16 protein-coding genes are annotated in these 14,958 nt (G+C 57.8%); 2 read left to right on the forward strand and 14 right to left on the reverse strand.

From position 1 onward, the window contains the following. The first annotated feature begins 6 nt into the window (after positions 1 to 6). Entirely contained in the window at positions 7 to 831 is an 825-nt protein-coding gene (locus tag ACXLHR_RS10360) for an ABC transporter substrate-binding protein (protein WP_458791358.1), read from the forward strand. A gap of 32 nt (positions 832 to 863) precedes the next feature. On the opposite strand, the gene ACXLHR_RS10365 is transcribed toward ACXLHR_RS10360, so the two are convergent. The 14 genes from ACXLHR_RS10365 to ACXLHR_RS10430 all read right to left on the reverse strand — a co-directional run bounded on the left by ACXLHR_RS10365 (position 864) and on the right by ACXLHR_RS10430 (position 12,504). Further along, a complete protein-coding gene (locus ACXLHR_RS10365; protein WP_458791359.1) occupies positions 864 to 1,730 on the reverse strand; it encodes a substrate-binding domain-containing protein in 867 nt (288 codons plus the stop codon). 35 nt (positions 1,731 to 1,765) lie between these two features. After that, positions 1,766 to 1,969 carry a DUF6494 family protein gene (locus ACXLHR_RS10370; RefSeq protein ID WP_458791360.1) on the reverse strand — a complete coding sequence of 68 codons (204 nt, stop codon included), beginning with the start codon at positions 1,967 to 1,969 and terminating at the stop codon, positions 1,766 to 1,768. A 112-nt stretch (positions 1,970 to 2,081) separates the two neighbouring features. Beyond that, the gene (locus ACXLHR_RS10375; RefSeq protein ID WP_458791361.1) at positions 2,082 to 2,237 is read right to left on the reverse strand and encodes a hypothetical protein; all 156 of its coding nucleotides are present in this window, start codon (positions 2,235 to 2,237) and stop codon (positions 2,082 to 2,084) included. A gap of 3 nt (positions 2,238 to 2,240) precedes the next feature. Beyond that, on the reverse strand, positions 2,241 to 3,338 hold the full coding sequence (locus ACXLHR_RS10380; RefSeq protein WP_458791362.1) for an Mrp/NBP35 family ATP-binding protein: 1,098 nt from the start codon (positions 3,336 to 3,338) through the stop codon (positions 2,241 to 2,243). 80 nt (positions 3,339 to 3,418) lie between these two features. Beyond that, on the reverse strand, positions 3,419 to 4,429 hold the full coding sequence (locus ACXLHR_RS10385) for a formate dehydrogenase subunit gamma (protein WP_458791363.1): 1,011 nt from the start codon (positions 4,427 to 4,429) through the stop codon (positions 3,419 to 3,421). A 13-nt stretch (positions 4,430 to 4,442) separates the two neighbouring features. After that, positions 4,443 to 5,039: a formate dehydrogenase FDH3 subunit beta gene (gene fdh3B / locus ACXLHR_RS10390; RefSeq protein WP_458791364.1), complete on the reverse strand. Its 597-nt coding sequence runs from the start codon at positions 5,037 to 5,039 to the stop codon at positions 4,443 to 4,445. A gap of 13 nt (positions 5,040 to 5,052) precedes the next feature. Continuing rightward, positions 5,053 to 8,013, reverse strand: coding sequence for a formate dehydrogenase subunit alpha (locus ACXLHR_RS10395; protein WP_458791365.1), 2,961 nt, complete (start codon positions 8,011 to 8,013; stop codon positions 5,053 to 5,055). Between the two features lie 3 nt (positions 8,014 to 8,016). Further along, positions 8,017 to 8,226, reverse strand: coding sequence for a hypothetical protein (locus ACXLHR_RS10400; RefSeq protein WP_458791366.1), 210 nt, complete (start codon positions 8,224 to 8,226; stop codon positions 8,017 to 8,019). A 52-nt stretch (positions 8,227 to 8,278) separates the two neighbouring features. Further along, a complete protein-coding gene (locus ACXLHR_RS10405) occupies positions 8,279 to 8,941 on the reverse strand; it encodes a TorD/DmsD family molecular chaperone (protein WP_458791367.1) in 663 nt (220 codons plus the stop codon). Between the two features lie 123 nt (positions 8,942 to 9,064). After that, positions 9,065 to 9,694, reverse strand: a complete 630-nt coding sequence (locus ACXLHR_RS10410; protein ID WP_458791368.1) for a DUF3306 domain-containing protein — start codon at positions 9,692 to 9,694, stop codon at positions 9,065 to 9,067. Then, positions 9,691 to 10,227, reverse strand: a complete 537-nt coding sequence (locus ACXLHR_RS10415) for a DUF3305 domain-containing protein (RefSeq protein WP_458791369.1) — start codon at positions 10,225 to 10,227, stop codon at positions 9,691 to 9,693. Before ACXLHR_RS10415 ends, ACXLHR_RS10410 begins: the two co-directional genes overlap by 4 nt. Continuing rightward, positions 10,227 to 11,246 carry a DUF6352 family protein gene (locus ACXLHR_RS10420; RefSeq protein ID WP_458791370.1) on the reverse strand — a complete coding sequence of 340 codons (1,020 nt, stop codon included), beginning with the start codon at positions 11,244 to 11,246 and terminating at the stop codon, positions 10,227 to 10,229. Before ACXLHR_RS10420 ends, ACXLHR_RS10415 begins: the two co-directional genes overlap by 1 nt. Beyond that, positions 11,243 to 11,803, reverse strand: coding sequence for a DUF6505 family protein (locus ACXLHR_RS10425; protein ID WP_458791371.1), 561 nt, complete (start codon positions 11,801 to 11,803; stop codon positions 11,243 to 11,245). Before ACXLHR_RS10425 ends, ACXLHR_RS10420 begins: the two co-directional genes overlap by 4 nt. Further along, positions 11,800 to 12,504, reverse strand: a complete 705-nt coding sequence (locus tag ACXLHR_RS10430; RefSeq protein WP_458791372.1) for a biotin/lipoate--protein ligase family protein — start codon at positions 12,502 to 12,504, stop codon at positions 11,800 to 11,802. Before ACXLHR_RS10430 ends, ACXLHR_RS10425 begins: the two co-directional genes overlap by 4 nt. 111 nt (positions 12,505 to 12,615) lie before the next feature. Here ACXLHR_RS10430 and ACXLHR_RS10435 point away from each other — a divergent pair, with 111 nt between their 5' ends. Then, entirely contained in the window at positions 12,616 to 14,619 is a 2,004-nt protein-coding gene (locus tag ACXLHR_RS10435) for a 4Fe-4S binding protein (protein WP_458791373.1), read from the forward strand. The last annotated feature ends 339 nt before the right edge of the window (positions 14,620 to 14,958 follow it).

Consider the following 14,958-nt stretch of genomic DNA (forward strand, 5'->3'; position numbering starts at 1 on the left):
ATGATCATGTTGAAACGTAACTTCATCGGGTTGGCCACAGCGGGCTTTCTGGCCCTTGGCCTATCTGGTCCTGCTATTGCACAGGAAAATTTTATCGTCGTGCAATCCACAACCTCGACCCAGAATTCAGGTTTATTTGAGCATATATTGCCGATCTTTACACAAGAGTCGGGCATTGAAGTGCGCGTTGTAGCCGTCGGCACAGGTCAGGCGATCAACAATGCTGCCAATGGCGACGGCGATGTTTTGTTCGTGCATGCCAAGGCCGCCGAGGAAAAATTTGTGGCCGACGGTCACGGCGTCAGCCGAAGTGACGTGATGTATAACGATTTTATCGTTGTTGGCCCGCCTGCCGATCCTGCGGGTGTTGCAGGCATGTCCGATGTCACCGCCGCCCTCACCCAAATCGCACAAGCAGAGGCGCCCTTTGCATCGCGCGGCGATGACAGTGGCACGCATATAGCCGAGCTTGCCCTGTGGAATGAAGCGGGCGTTGATGTCACCACCGTGTCTGGTGAGTGGTATCGCGAAACCGGGTCTGGGATGGGCGCAACACTCAACACGGGCACGGGCATGGGCGCCTATATAATGACCGACCGCGCGACGTGGATCAGCTTTGGCAACAAAGGCGATTACACAATCGCAGTCGAGGGCGATGAAAAGATGTTCAACCAATACGGCATCATTCTCGTGAACCCTGAAACGCACACGAATGTGAAGGCCACTGAGGGTCAGACATTTATCGATTGGGTATTATCTGAAGCAGGACAGGCTGCGATCGCCGATTACAAAATTGACGGTCAGCAACTGTTTTTCCCGAACGCAGGGTAACATGTGCAACGGCGCGCCACCAAACGGCGCGCCTACTGCGAGAGCCAGCGCACTGTGCCTAACTCATTAATATTATAGCCATCCAAGGCGTCTGCCTTGGCTTGAAAATAGACTGTACGCGCAAAGTGAAAAAGCTTTTGCACCTCTGGCGAGAAATATGCGCGCTGCGTGATCACAAGATCAAATCGCTCCTGCACCAAGGGCAAAAAGCCAAGATTAAATTGCTGTGCCATCGCTTTGATCCCCGGCGCGGCATCGGCTTGCCCTGCAGCAATAGCCACGGCGGCATCATATTCCGTGCGAGCGAAGCCACTGACCAACTCAATATCGGCGAGGCTTAACCCTTCGCGCTGCAACTGGTCATTGAAGAATGTCGCCCCACCTGCGCCCGGTTGGCGTTGCACAATGCGCTTGCCTTTCAGGTCGTTGAAGCAAGTAATCGTATCTTGCATATCTCGCGACAAAACCATTCCGCGCGCGCGCGACGCCCATGCAATCAGAACGCAATTTTTCAGACCGGCGTGGCTTACAGCATCAACATTCCACCCGGCGGCGTCAGGAATGTGCAACCCCGCCATCACCGCGCGCCTGTCCGCGAATTGCGATAACCCCTCACCACTTCCGTTGAACAGTGTCGCCAGACCAGATCCGGACTCGCGCACCGCCCAATCCAGCAGCGGATCATGCGAGCCCGTCAGCACCATTGGCGGATGAGTGTCGACAGGACCACAGCCCATCTCGATCCAGTCCAGCACTTCGGATTTGGGGAAAAGCAGCTTGCCAGTGATCCGCCGGTGCGGAATTTCATCCGCAGCAGCAAGGTCATAAACCTTACGCTCCTTGACGCGCAAAATTTCTGCGACTTCTTTGGTTGTCAGGTAGCTAGGATCAGTTTTCATCTATTTCGGGCATGACCGCGAGGCCACGCCACTCCTTATTCAGCAGGATTACTGATCGTGCCTTCGACGCGGTGCTCGACGTCGAGGCCGTCAATCGTCAAAACCACCGTCGCCTTAAAGCTTTTGCCTTCGGTCGCATCATCACCTGCCGCGCGGAACGCTTCCTCGATGGCTTGCTGTGACGTCACGCCAACCTGCTTAAGAAATTTACGCATCGACATGTTGAAATCTTCGCTCATAGTTTTGTCTCCGATAAATTGCGCGCAGCATCTTTGCGGCCCGTGCGTTGCAGCACAGACTATAGGCGTCGGCGACGCTTTGGAAAAGCGCTGAAATGGAACTGTGGCGCGCTTAGTTGCGGATCGTGTCCTGCTTGGCGTCCGGAACACGCGCGCCCTCAGTCGCAAAGGCGGTGGCGCTGTCCTGCTGGAAAACACCATTCAGCACATTTCCGGCAAGAAACGCGATAGCCACAATGGCAACGCAGGCAATAAGAAAGACTTTCATCTGTTAGACTCCTTCAAGGTGTTTGTCAGGGTGAACATGCGGCTGTGCGGACGTCAAACGATCCCACAGCACGCGCGCCATAGTGATATAAAGTTGGCCGAGCGGCCCATCAGGATCGCGCGACACCACGGGCGTGCCGCTATCAGAGGCCGCGCGCAAGTCCATCGTCAGCGGCACTGCGCCAAGGAACGGCACATCCAGACGACGCGCCTCTGCCTCAGCCCCGCCTTGGCCGAAAATCGCATGATCCTGACCGCAGCTGGTGCAGGTAAAGTGGGCCATGTTTTCGATCACGCCAAGGATCGGCACGTCAACTTTGCGAAACATCGCGATCCCGCGCCGCGCGTCGATCAAGGCCAGATCCTGCGGTGTCGAAACAATGACAGCGCCCGCCAAAGTTGTGCCTTGTGCGATCGCTAGCTGTGCATCGCCGGTGCCCGGTGGCATGTCTACGATCAGCACATCCAAGACGCCCCAATCCACATCGGACAGCATTTGCGTGATCGCCGACATGACCATTGGGCCGCGCCAGACCATCGCGGTTTCCGCGTCAACCATCATGCCCATCGACATTGCGGTGATGCCATTGGATTTCATGGGGAGTAAGCGACGGTCACGGCCCATGCGTGGTTGACCGTGCAGCGCTAGCAATGTCGGGATCGACGGGCCGTGGATGTCGGCGTCCAAAATTCCAACCCGCAAACCGTTTGCACGCAGCCCCAAAGCAAGGTTCACCGCCGTGGTTGATTTGCCAACCCCGCCCTTGCCCGAGGCCACGGCGACGACATAACGCACGTCAGCCAGCACCTTCGGCTGGGCATCTTTCACTGGGGGCTGGCGCGGCGCGGCCGGTTTTTCACCCGTCAAAACCACAACCGCAGTTTCGCCGCAAGAAATCTGACGTAACGCGGTCTCGGTGCTGTCGCGCAGCGCCGCCAATGACGCAGCCGCCGCGGCAGAGGTCACAATCGTGACTGCAATACGCCCGTTCGACATGATCGGTCCGCTGACCTGCGGCGCACTCAAAAACGGTGTGCCATCAGGCATAACGAAACCCGATAACGCCTCGCGTGCAATGCGCAAAATTTGGTCATCACCCATGGACATGTGTCTTTCTCACCTGATGCCTCTGCTCAGAGAAAATGCGGGGCTGGCGCGATCAAACGCCAGACCCGCACAATTTATTCAGCAGGATGCACCACTTTTGGAGCGTCATCGGTAGTACCGGTCTCAGCCTGAACCTCTTCGACCCAAAGCGAGTGGTGTTCTTTGGCCCAGTTCAGATCAACATCACCCTTTGCCATGGCGTCAAACGCCCCTTCCATGCCGACAGTGCCGATATAGATGTGCCCAATAATGACAACCGACAGACCCGCGGCGACGAGGCCGTGAACCACTTGAATAAACTGCCAATCAGGTTGCGTGCCAGCAATCATCGGGAACAACAACATAAAACCGGAAACCGAAAGCGCGGCACCGCCGAGCATAACAGCCCAGAAGATACCCTTCTGGCCCGCATTGAATTTCTTGGCAGGCGGGTGCATCCCTTTTTTCAAAATTCCGCCACCCTGCGCGATCCATTCTGCGTCCACCTTGTTAGGGATATTGTGCGAAACCCAAAAGATAAACGACAGGATCAAACCCAGCATAAAGGCCCAGCCAACATAGTTATGCGATACTTTGCCCCACGCGGTCATCGTGGAAAATGCATCGGCGCCAAGCCATGGCAAAATGATCGTCCGTCCCAGCACCAAATTCAGACCCGTCAGCGCCAGCACGATGAAGGAACCGGCCATCAACCAATGGGCGAACCGTTCGAATGCAGTGAACCGCAGGATACGAATACCCGACATTTTACCGTCGATCATAATCCGGCCACGGATCAGGTAGAACAACGCCAAAATAACAACCGCGCCAACGATGGCAGAAATAGTGACGGTGCGTACCAGCCCCGTATGCGTGTTAGCCCAGTCTCTGTTGCCCGGTTTTACCAGACCAGCGGCCCGATCATCAGGGATTGTAATACGCCCCGCAATCATCTGATCGTCTTCCAATGCGTCCAGCAACCCGTCAGCGGTAACCGATTGTGCCGTCGGGTTCACTTGCTGGGCCTGTACCACATCGCCCAGCCCGAGTAGCGCCATCATGCCAAGAACGGCGGCGATGCGCCCTGCGAGATTTTTCATCATCATAATCCTACCTCCCTCAAACCGCGACCGCATCGCCGTAAGCGGTACGCCAGCCCCATGCACCAGAGCCATAGCCCCGTGTCACAACCCGTTCTTTGTAAATCTCGGCGATGATATCACCATCACCCGCGAGCAATGCTTTGGTCGAACACATCTCGGCGCAAAGTGGCAACTTGCCTTCTGCCAGACGGTTCGCGCCGTATTTGACGTATTCCGCTTCGGTCAGGTCTTCTTCTGGTCCGCCTGCGCAATAGGTGCACTTATCCATCTTGCCACGTGTACCAAAGTTGCCGACTTTCGGATATTGCGGCGCGCCAAACGGGCAGGCGTAAAAACAGTAACCGCAACCGATACAGGTATCTTTGGAGTGCAGAACAACCGCGTCGTCGGTGATGTAAAAACAATTCACCGGACAGACCGCAGCACAGGGCGGATCGTTACAATGCATGCAAGCCATCGAAACAGACCGCTCGCCAGGCGAACCGTCGTTAATCGTCACAACCCGCCGCCGGTTGATGCCCCACGGCACCTCGTGTTCGTTCTTACACGCCGTGACGCAAGCGTTACATTCAATACAACGATCAGCGTCGCAAAGGAATTTCATACGTGCCATCTATCTGTCTCCCTTAAGCCGCTGAAATCTGGCAAAGCGATACTTTGCCTTCATGCATGCCTGTCACCGGATCATAACCATAAGTCATAACCGTATTTACACTTTCGCCCAAAACAATGGGGTCTGTGCCTTCGGGGTAGCTGCCCCGTTGATCCACACCCTCATACCAGCCTGCAAAGTGGAACGGCATAAACGCCACACCTGCGGCAACACGCTCTGTCACCAACGCCTTCATACGCGCCTTGCTGTCGTTTTCGGGGCCGTTGACCCAGACCCAACCACCATCAACAATTCCGCGCGCATCCGCATCGACTGGGTTGATCTCGACAAACATATCTTGCTGCAATTCGGCAAGCCACGGGTTCGAACGGGTCTCTTCGCCACCGCCTTCGTATTCGACAATACGACCAGAGGTCATCACAATCGGGAAGGATTCCGACAATTTACGTTCTACCGCAGATGCCTGCATCGTGTGACCGATGTTTGGCACGCGGAACTGGCGACCATCTTCCAGTGTAGGATATCCGGCCACCAGATCAGGGCGCGGCGAATAAATAGGCTCGCGGTGAACAGGGATCGGATCAGGCAGGTTCCACGCCACCGCGCGGGCCTTGCCGTTGCCAAACGGAATACAGCCGTGCTCGATTGCAACACGCTGGATGCCGCCCGACAGGTCAATCGACCAGCTGACTTCGGCCATCAAAGCGGCGTCATTGTCACCAAGCTCGGTGATCACCGCCAGTTCAGCGGCGGTCAAATCGGCATCCCAGCCAAGGGTCTGCAAAATACCATAGGTAAACTGCGGATAACCGTCGGTGATTTCCGAACCAACCGGATAGCTCCCCTCTGCCAACAGCGTTTCACCGTCACGTTCAACACCAAAGCGGGGACGGAACGCGCCGCCGCCATCTTTCACCGCGATATTCGGATTATACAGAATATGCGTGCCAGGATGGTTGAACTCCGGCGTGCCCCAGCAAGGCCAAGGCAAACCATAATAATCGCCACCAACACCCTCTGCGTCTGCAGGCGCGCGCAGTGTGACCAGATCAAATTTGTCCTGATTGGCCATATGGGCCTTTAGGCGCTCGGGGCTTTGACCCGTATAACCTGTTGACCAGCCACCACGGTTGATCTCGCGCAGGATCGATTCCGCCGTTGGCTCTAGCGAGAATTTACCCTGCACCATGTCGTAGGGCTTGAACATGTCCTCCGCAAAGCCAAGCTTGGCTGAAAGGCGGTAAATAAAGGCGTAATCATTGTCGCTCTCGAAAATCGGCTCGACAACTTTTTCAGACCACTGCAACGACCGGTTTGATGCGGTGCGGCTGCCATCACATTCAAACTGCGTCGAAATCGGCAGCAGATAAGTGTTGTCGGGACGATCATGCAAGGCGGCAAATGTGGTCGGATGCGGGTCAGCGACGACCAACAGATCCAGCGCATTCATCCCCTTCAAGGCATCACCCATCCGCGGCACTGTGTTCCCGCCGTGGCCCACAACAACCATCGCTTTGATATTGTCGCGCTGATCAACATCTTCGGCATCAAGCGTCGTTGCATCAAACCAGCGAGTCGACGGAATTCCCGGCATTTCCATGTTGCCCTTGCGGTCACGCGGATCACGACCGCCTTTTGCAGGGACCTCGTCAAAACGCGACTGCAAATAGTCGTAAGGCACATCCCAGACGCGCGCCCAATGCTTCCAGCCGCCCTCGGACAAGCCATAATAACAAGGCAAAGACCCGATATCGAGGCCGAAATCTGTCGCCCCCTGCACGTTACAGTGACCACGGAAAATGTTTGCGCCCGATCCTTCGGACCCGACGTTGCCTGTTGCCAATAGCAGGTTGCAATAGCTGCGCACGTTGGCGGTACCGACCGTGTGCTGCGTGCCGCCCATGCACCAGATAAAGGTGGATGGTCCTTTGGTGGCAAAGGTTTCAGCAACACGCTTCAACTCGTCGCCTGCAATGCCACTGATCCGCTCGACAACCTCTGGCGGATAATTTTTCACCTCTTCGCGGATCTGCTCCATACCCCAGACGCGCTGGTCGATATACTCCTGATCCTGCCAGTTGTTCTCAAAAACATGCCACAAGATACCCCAGATAATCGCAATATCTGTGCCGGGACGCATGCGAATATAATCGGTCGCGTGCGCTGCCGTGCGGGTAAAACGCGGGTCAATCACGATGACATTGGCGCGGTTGGTTTCTTTGCCCGTCAGAATATGCTGCAAGGACACAGGGTGCGCTTCGGCAGCATTCGATCCCATAAAGATGATGGTTTTCGAGTTACGAATATCGTTATAACTGTTGGTCATGGCGCCGTAGCCCCATGTATTAGCCACGCCGGCAACAGTCGTCGAATGACAAATACGCGCCTGATGGTCGACGTTATTGGTACCCCAGAACGCCGCAAACTTACGGAACAGATAGGCACCCTCGTTCGAGAACTTGGCCGAGCCCAGCAAATAGACACTATCCGCACCGTTCTTTTCACGAATATCCAGCAGCTTGTCACCGATCTCGTCGATCGCCTGCTCCCAAGACACGCGGACCCATTTGCCCGCTTCTTTTTTCATCGGATATTTCAGGCGGCGGTCGCCGTGCACAATCTCGCGGACCGATGCCCCTTTGGCGCAATGCGTGCCGCGGTTGATCGGACTTTCCCATGCGGGTTCTTGCCCGACCCAAACGCCGTTTTGCACCTCGGCCTTGACGGTACAGCCCACGGAGCAGTGCGTGCAAATGCTGGTTTTGACCTCGATCGGCTGACCGTGATCGGTCGGCCCGGCCTCGGCGCGGCGCACGGTTGTGCCACTAATCGCCCCAAAGGCAGCAAGACCACCCACAGCAAGTCCGGACGTCCGCAGAAAACTGCGGCGATCAACGGGCTTAGCCGAAACATTCTGCGCAAAAGCGGCAAGGCCACTGCGATTTGCATCTGTAGATCTACGTTTGACCAGCATGGGTTATGCCCCCTTATAATAACGGTTTGTGCGGTAGTAAGCCTTGACGTGATCGGTCTCCTGATAGCGCGACTTGGTGCGCTCTTCACCCAACTCGTCAGCAAAAGCAGGCGTAGCCCCGCCTGCAACAACAGTGGTCGTTGCCGCTGCCGCAACCGCGCCAAAAAAGCCGCGCCGCCCGATATTGTTGGTCTTCTTTTCGCTATCAGTCATGTCCTGCTCCTTGTCATGTGGGGTCCCGGGCATTGCGCCTGCGGGTGATGTGTTAAAGCCGCTGCGCTTGTGCGTCAGGGATGCGGTGCGCTTTCGCCTCTAAGGCAAAGGCGCGAATCTCGATATCCACAAAAATCCGGCCAACTTCGGCAACGGCGCGGTAAAAATTTGCGCTCGGTGCCACGGCAAGATCGTCAAAAAACTGGGCGGCCCAAGGCTGCAAATGGCGCGCGAAAAACCCCGCCTCACCCGCAGCGCCACAGCCAAGCACGCCTGCGTCAAAGTCACCCGCCGCCAGCCCCGCCATAACCTCGGCTATGCTTGCGATATGATCTTCCGGCTCAAAACGTCCAGCAGCACGCTCTACGCCCATCAACCCCAGATCGCGGCGCAGATCGGCCAACGGGCGCTCATTTAGAAACCCCGTCAAATAGAATGACGCATAGGGCAACAATTCGCCGCGTCCGACACCAACAAACAGCTCAAAGAATTCGCGCGCAACGGCGTCCACATCAGCGCGAGCCGCCGTTTGCGCCAGAACGCGGTAGGCTTGCCCAAGGGCCGTGTCGTCGCCCGTTAAACCCGCCAAGGCTTGCAACGTGTCACGATCAGGTGCCGCCGCCAACAATGACCCGATCAGCGCCCATTGCTGGGCCCGAAGCGCCTCATATTCTGGCATGGCTGGCGCGACGTTTGTCGAGCTGGCTATGGTCATAGGTTTACCTCATGGCCGTGATCTGAAGATATGGGATGTTTACCACTATAATCCTTAATCATTGCATAATCTTTTACATCTCGCAACCTGTCGTGCGACCCTAAGCCACCGGTAACTTTCATATTATTGCGGCATAGCACTGCCATGGCGTCGCGGCGGATCAGTCAAGGTCCGACTTTGGTCGCGTGGAGCGTCATCAGGTGCCTGTGCGGCAGGCAGGGCGGCTGGTTCGCGCGGCCCGCTGCGGCGCACAGCCTCCAAAGGTGGCTCGGCTTCTACTTCAATAGCCAGATCCTCGGCCGCCAGAATATCCGCCTCGTCTACTGAAACGTCCTGCTCTTCGGCCTCTTTGCGCGTGCCAATCAGGTCCTTCACCATTTTGGCCACACTTGATTCCGACAAGATACCACCTCCCCCCGGCACGCCCCCCGGCGCATTCCAGTCCCAAGCATAATCCACCGCAGGATCGGCATAATCACGCACCGACGGGGTCGCCGACCACAGCTTGCGCAGCGCCGCGTTTTTCAGCGATGCAGGTATACCTTTGACGAGAAACGGTTTGATATCCGTCCCTTCGGTAATGTCCTCAAGCGCAGGCAGTGCGGCAATCAGTTCGGCATAATCGCCCGACTCGGCCTCTTCGATCGGCTCAATCACCTCATCTTCGACCACCACAGGTTTCTCGCGCTTCACCGCCAGCTTGCGCCGCGACCAGCCGCTCAAAAAACCGCCGTCATTGTCCGCGTTACTCATGTTGATCCCTTTGGCGGCAGTCCCGCTTTGCCGCGTGACGTGACCCACTTTTCAGTCTCTGTCAGCACCCTTGGCGCACGCGGATCCTGTGGCGATGTGGCTGGCACACGTTTGCGCTTATGAAACACCTCACCAACATGATGCGCCTCAATAAAGGCGTCAATCGCCTCGAACACCGCGCGCGGCATCGGCAGCGCTTCTACCAGACGTTCGGGATCGCTTGCCATCGCTTCCCCCTCATATGGATCAGCCGTGACCAGTTGCACATTCTCCCCCTCGCAAGACACCCAAAGCGACGGTTGGGCTGCACGCAGGTTATCGATATAATGCGCGGTCTCGCCCGAATGCAGCACCACCGCATGATCGCCCATGTAATAGGTGTGCACCTCACCGCGCTGCGACATCAACGACCCCGGCGCCAAGGCAGGCAGATCCGCCATCAACGACGCGGGCCGCACCCTACGCGTGGCCCAAACATTCGCTGGCGGATGCGACACACCCACCACCGCCACGCGGATCACCTCGCGCGGCATCAGGCGGTTCCCACGGCAGCAGGCAACGCGCCCGCCTGACCGTCACCGACCAACGGCAACCCCATCACAAGGTTCTGCGGCTTGAAATGGATCACATTACTTTTGTCCAACCCGACCAACAGATACACCGGCTGCGCGCCAATCTGCGGCAACACCCCGTGCGGGCTATCAAAGGTCAGCGCAAACAACCCCACCAATGCGGCAGGCAGCGCCGTGCCGTCCCATAGCGCATTGCCCACCGCCGTGCCTGCGGGATCTAGCCCGACATACCATTGCAAATCCACATCCTCGGCAGCCATGATCGGCGTCACGGTCACAGGCTGCCCCAGCAAATGATGGACGAACCGCGCCACCGCATTGGCAAAACCGGCCCGTGCCAATGGATCCGCACCAAACGGAAACACCATCGTATGCGCGTCAGAGCGGCTCCAATATGTCCAGCTATTGGCCTCGTTCAGCACGTCAAGGTTCTCGACCCCGCCGTTCAACATCGCAAATAGCGGATTGCTGTGAATCCCCTGCTCCAACTCAGCAACCAACTCGTCATCGGCCAACATCAGCGCATCATCTTGCAAATACGCGCGCTGCGGGCGAAAAAACATCTCTGCGGCGCGCAGCATATGCACATCATCACAGCCATTCAGCGCATTGCGTAAAATCAGCTGCACCAACTGGTCATAAAACAAATGCGGCAAGCGGACACGGCCCCGCACTAGCGCCAGATACCCCGCCTCAATTGATCCTTCCGCCAGCAGTGTATCGCGCAGCGTCAGCAGGAAATCCCAATTTTCACGCGCGTCAGGGTCTTGTAGCCCGTCGCGCTCGATCTGCGACACTTTGGCGCGCGGGCTGGCCATGAGCCGCGTATGCAAAGCAACCTCAGCGGCACAAGCCTCGGGCGGCGGCATGATTTCAGGCCGCGCCAGCCACGCAAGGATCAAGGCATCCGTCACCTGCATCCGCCCTGTGGCGTCCAGCTGCGTCAGATGGTGACCCGATGCGACCCAAAATTCCCTCATGATGCGTCCTTTTCTGCAATAAACGCGCTCAAATCAAAGCCGCCGTCGTCCTCGTCGGTTTCCACCATATGAAACGCTTTGTCATGGCCGCCCAAATAACTGGCGGAAAACGCGGTGGTATCACGGGGTTTCAGCGTGCGAAACTGCTCGTGGATACCATCATTCCCCTGCGTGCGGTGCAACCCGATCAACGTCCCCTCGCTATGACCACGACACAGATCCTGCGCAAGCGTCAGCTCCTCAATTGCGGCAGGCCGCGCAGTCTCCAGATCAGGCGCGCCTAGCACTTTCACCAGTTGACCCGCCAGCATCTCGACCGCATCGTCAAAATCTTGCGGCCGCACCAATGTGACCGTGACCAACGTGGACCAGCCGAAACTCGCCACCCCCAAAAACCCTGAACGAAACGCGATCTGCTCTTTGCGGCTCAGGCTGTCAGGGTCGCGCCCCGCAAATAAAAACGCGCCAGTCACCGCCCATTCACCGGGGTCGGCAGCAGGCGCAAACACGATAGTATCAGAGCGGTCCAACTGGATCGTGCGCGGCAGGCGGATCACAGATCAGGCCCGTTTGCACCGCGCCAAGGGGTCAGATCAACGGCCTCTTTCAGCGACGATCCACCGTCCAAATCTCCGTCCTTTGTCAGCGTCCCACCAGTCATCAGACGCGCAGCATACCGCGCAGCCACACTCTCAAACCCCTCATGGGTCATGCGGTCAAAATTCAACATCAAATGCGCCGCGAAACTCTCCAGCACAGCAGCAGGATCCTCGAACTCTTCCTCAAACAACGATATCGATCCGGGACAACTGCCAGGCGCGGACAAATGGTCGCGGTCCGCAATCAACTCGACACCAATCACGATCCAGTCTGGCACATCTTGCTCGCCCGTCTCGGGGGCCACGCGCAAGCGCATCCCACCAAGCCGACTGGCATCCAACAACACCTCTCCCGCCCAGCCAAATCCAACCGCGCGCTCTGGTGGGCAATGCGCCGCAACCGCGTCCCCCAAGGCCAGCATCGCCACGATAAACGCGCGGCGCGCCTCAACCAGCGGCGTTTCAGGCTCTAACACAACCGCAAAATCAAACCGCCCCGCATCGCCGTCAGATGCACGTGCATGCCACACAAGCGTCCCTGCCCCATGATCGGGCGCAAGCCCGCAAGCATGGGCCAAAACATCGCCCTTTTTCAGCCAATGCGCCGTATAGGGCGGCGGCAATACGAGCGCGCGCGGCGCGGAGAGATCGTCAAACACGTCAGCTTATCCTTGCAAGAAGTCTGGTTTCGTAGGATTGTAACGCACTCACTGCGCTCTGCAAGGGCGGTCGCCCGTAAACACTGGCCTCTTGATCGGACCTGAACCCTTATGACCATGACACTCCTGACATGCACCTGCGAAAACACTATGACCTTGGACGAGGCGGCACTCGATACAGTGGGATGCAGCGGGTCAGTCAATGCACTCTGCCGCGCCAATCTGGACCGCTTTCGCACAGCCCTCGGCAAGGGCGGACCTGTCACCGTCACCTGCACACAAGAAGCACCGCTTTTCACCGAAATCGCCGCCAATGAGGCCCCCGATGTGGCGCTCTCTTTCGTCAATATCCGCGAAACCGCAGGCTGGACCGCGCAAGCCGATCAAAGCGGGCCAAAAATGGCCGCCATGATTGCCGCCGCCGCCGTCACACCTGCGCCGTTTGGCGTCACAACTTTGGAAAGCAACGGCATCGCTCTCATTCTAGGCCGCGATGATGTGGCAATCGAGGCGGCCACCACATTGTCCGATCACTTGGACATCACAGTCCTGATCCAGCCTGCCGCGCAAATCATCCCGCCGCGCCAAACACGATTCCCGGTGCTGCAAGGACGCATCCGCAACGCGACAGGCCACCTTGGCGCGTTCGAATTGACCGTTGACGCCTTTGCCGCAGCAGCACCCTCCTCGCGCGAGACCCTTTCTTTCGGCACAGCCCGCGACGGGGCAATTTCGCGCGCCGATCTGATTGTTGACCTGACAGGCGATACGCCGTTATTCCCCGCCTCTGATCTGCGCCCCGGATACCTACGCGCCGACCCCAAAGACCCCCGTGCCGTGGCAAACATCATCGCCAAAGCAGGTCAAATGGTCGGCACATTCGACAAGCCCGTCTACATCGATTTCCTCGCTGATCTATGCGCCCATTCGCGCAACGGGATCACGGGCTGCACCCGCTGCCTTTCCCTTTGCCCGACAGGGGCGATCACGCCCAACGGCGATAGCGTGCAAATCGACCCCGCCATCTGCGCGGGCTGCGGACAATGCGCCGCCGCGTGCCCGACAGGAGCCGCATCCTACGCCTTGCCCGATGTGACAACCGTCGCCCTGCGTCTGCGCGCAGCCCTCAAAGCATGGCGCGCGGCAGGTGGCAAAACCGCCCCCGTGATCCTGTTTCACGACGACGACCACGGCACGCCGCTGATCGACGCGGCAGGGCGCTACGGGCAAGGCTTGCCCGCCAATGTGATCCCTATTGCCCTTAATGAAATCACTCAAACCGGTCCCGAAATCCTCGCCGCCGCATTTGCTTACGGCGCGGGTGGCGTGGCCATTCTGGGACGCGCAAAACCGCTGCATGACCTAGCAGGTCTGCACGACAGCATTGCGCTGGTCACTAGCGTCAGTGACGCCCTCGGCTACGGCTCAGTTACCCTGATCGAAACCGACGATCCCGACCTGCTAGAGACGGCACTGGGCAACATAACCCGCGCGACCCCTACACTGACCCCCTCAAGCTTCCTGCCGCCTGCCGACAAGCGCGGGCTGCTGGTCATGGCGTTTAGCGAAATGAACCGCACAGCGCCTTCCCCCGCACAGGTCCTGCCATTGCCCGAAAACGCTCCCTTCGGCAGCATCACCATCGACGCCAACGCCTGCACACTTTGCCAAGCCTGCACAGGCGTTTGCCCGACAGGCGCACTGCTGGATAACCCCGAAACACCGATGCTGCGCTTCACGGAATCCGCCTGCGTGCAATGCGGCTTATGCGCCGCCACCTGCCCCGAAACCGCGATCACCCTGACGCCGCAAATCGACTTTGTCGCATGGGACACCCCGCGTAAAATCCTGCACGAAGAAGCCCCGTTCTGTTGCACAAGCTGCGGCACCGCGTTCGCCACAAAATCAGGGATTGAGCGGGTGCAATCGCGGCTCGCCGATCACTGGATGTTCACCGGCGACGACGGGGCACAACGCCTGAAAGTGCTGACCATGTGCGAAGACTGCCGCGCCTCTGAAATCGTCACCCAAGGGTTCGACCCACACGGCGAAACCATCCGCAAAGTCCGAACCCGCGCCGACTACCCCAGCGATGAAAAAGATCCCACCTCATGACACGGCGACCTCGTTAATCCGCTTCAGCTCAAACTTCACAAAGAACCAGCAGTACATAACCTCTTCTGTGGATGAATATCCGCGCGTTAAATCTGCGCGGCCACCGACCCGTCCATAACGGACACCCAAACCACTTGAAACCTGCGGTCACGATAAACCACTGCGCATGGCAATGCGCAGCGCGTCACTATGCGCTCGTCTGAATCTCTCATTCCCAGTCCTTATCTTCGTCCTAACAAACATGGCTCGATAGAAAAAAGGAACTCAACCGCGACAAGTCCACTTTGGCGCATCAGCAGTTGCTCGTGGTGCCCAACCGATTATCTTTTACGACATCCC

The organism is Yoonia sp. MH D7, assembly GCF_054439475.1.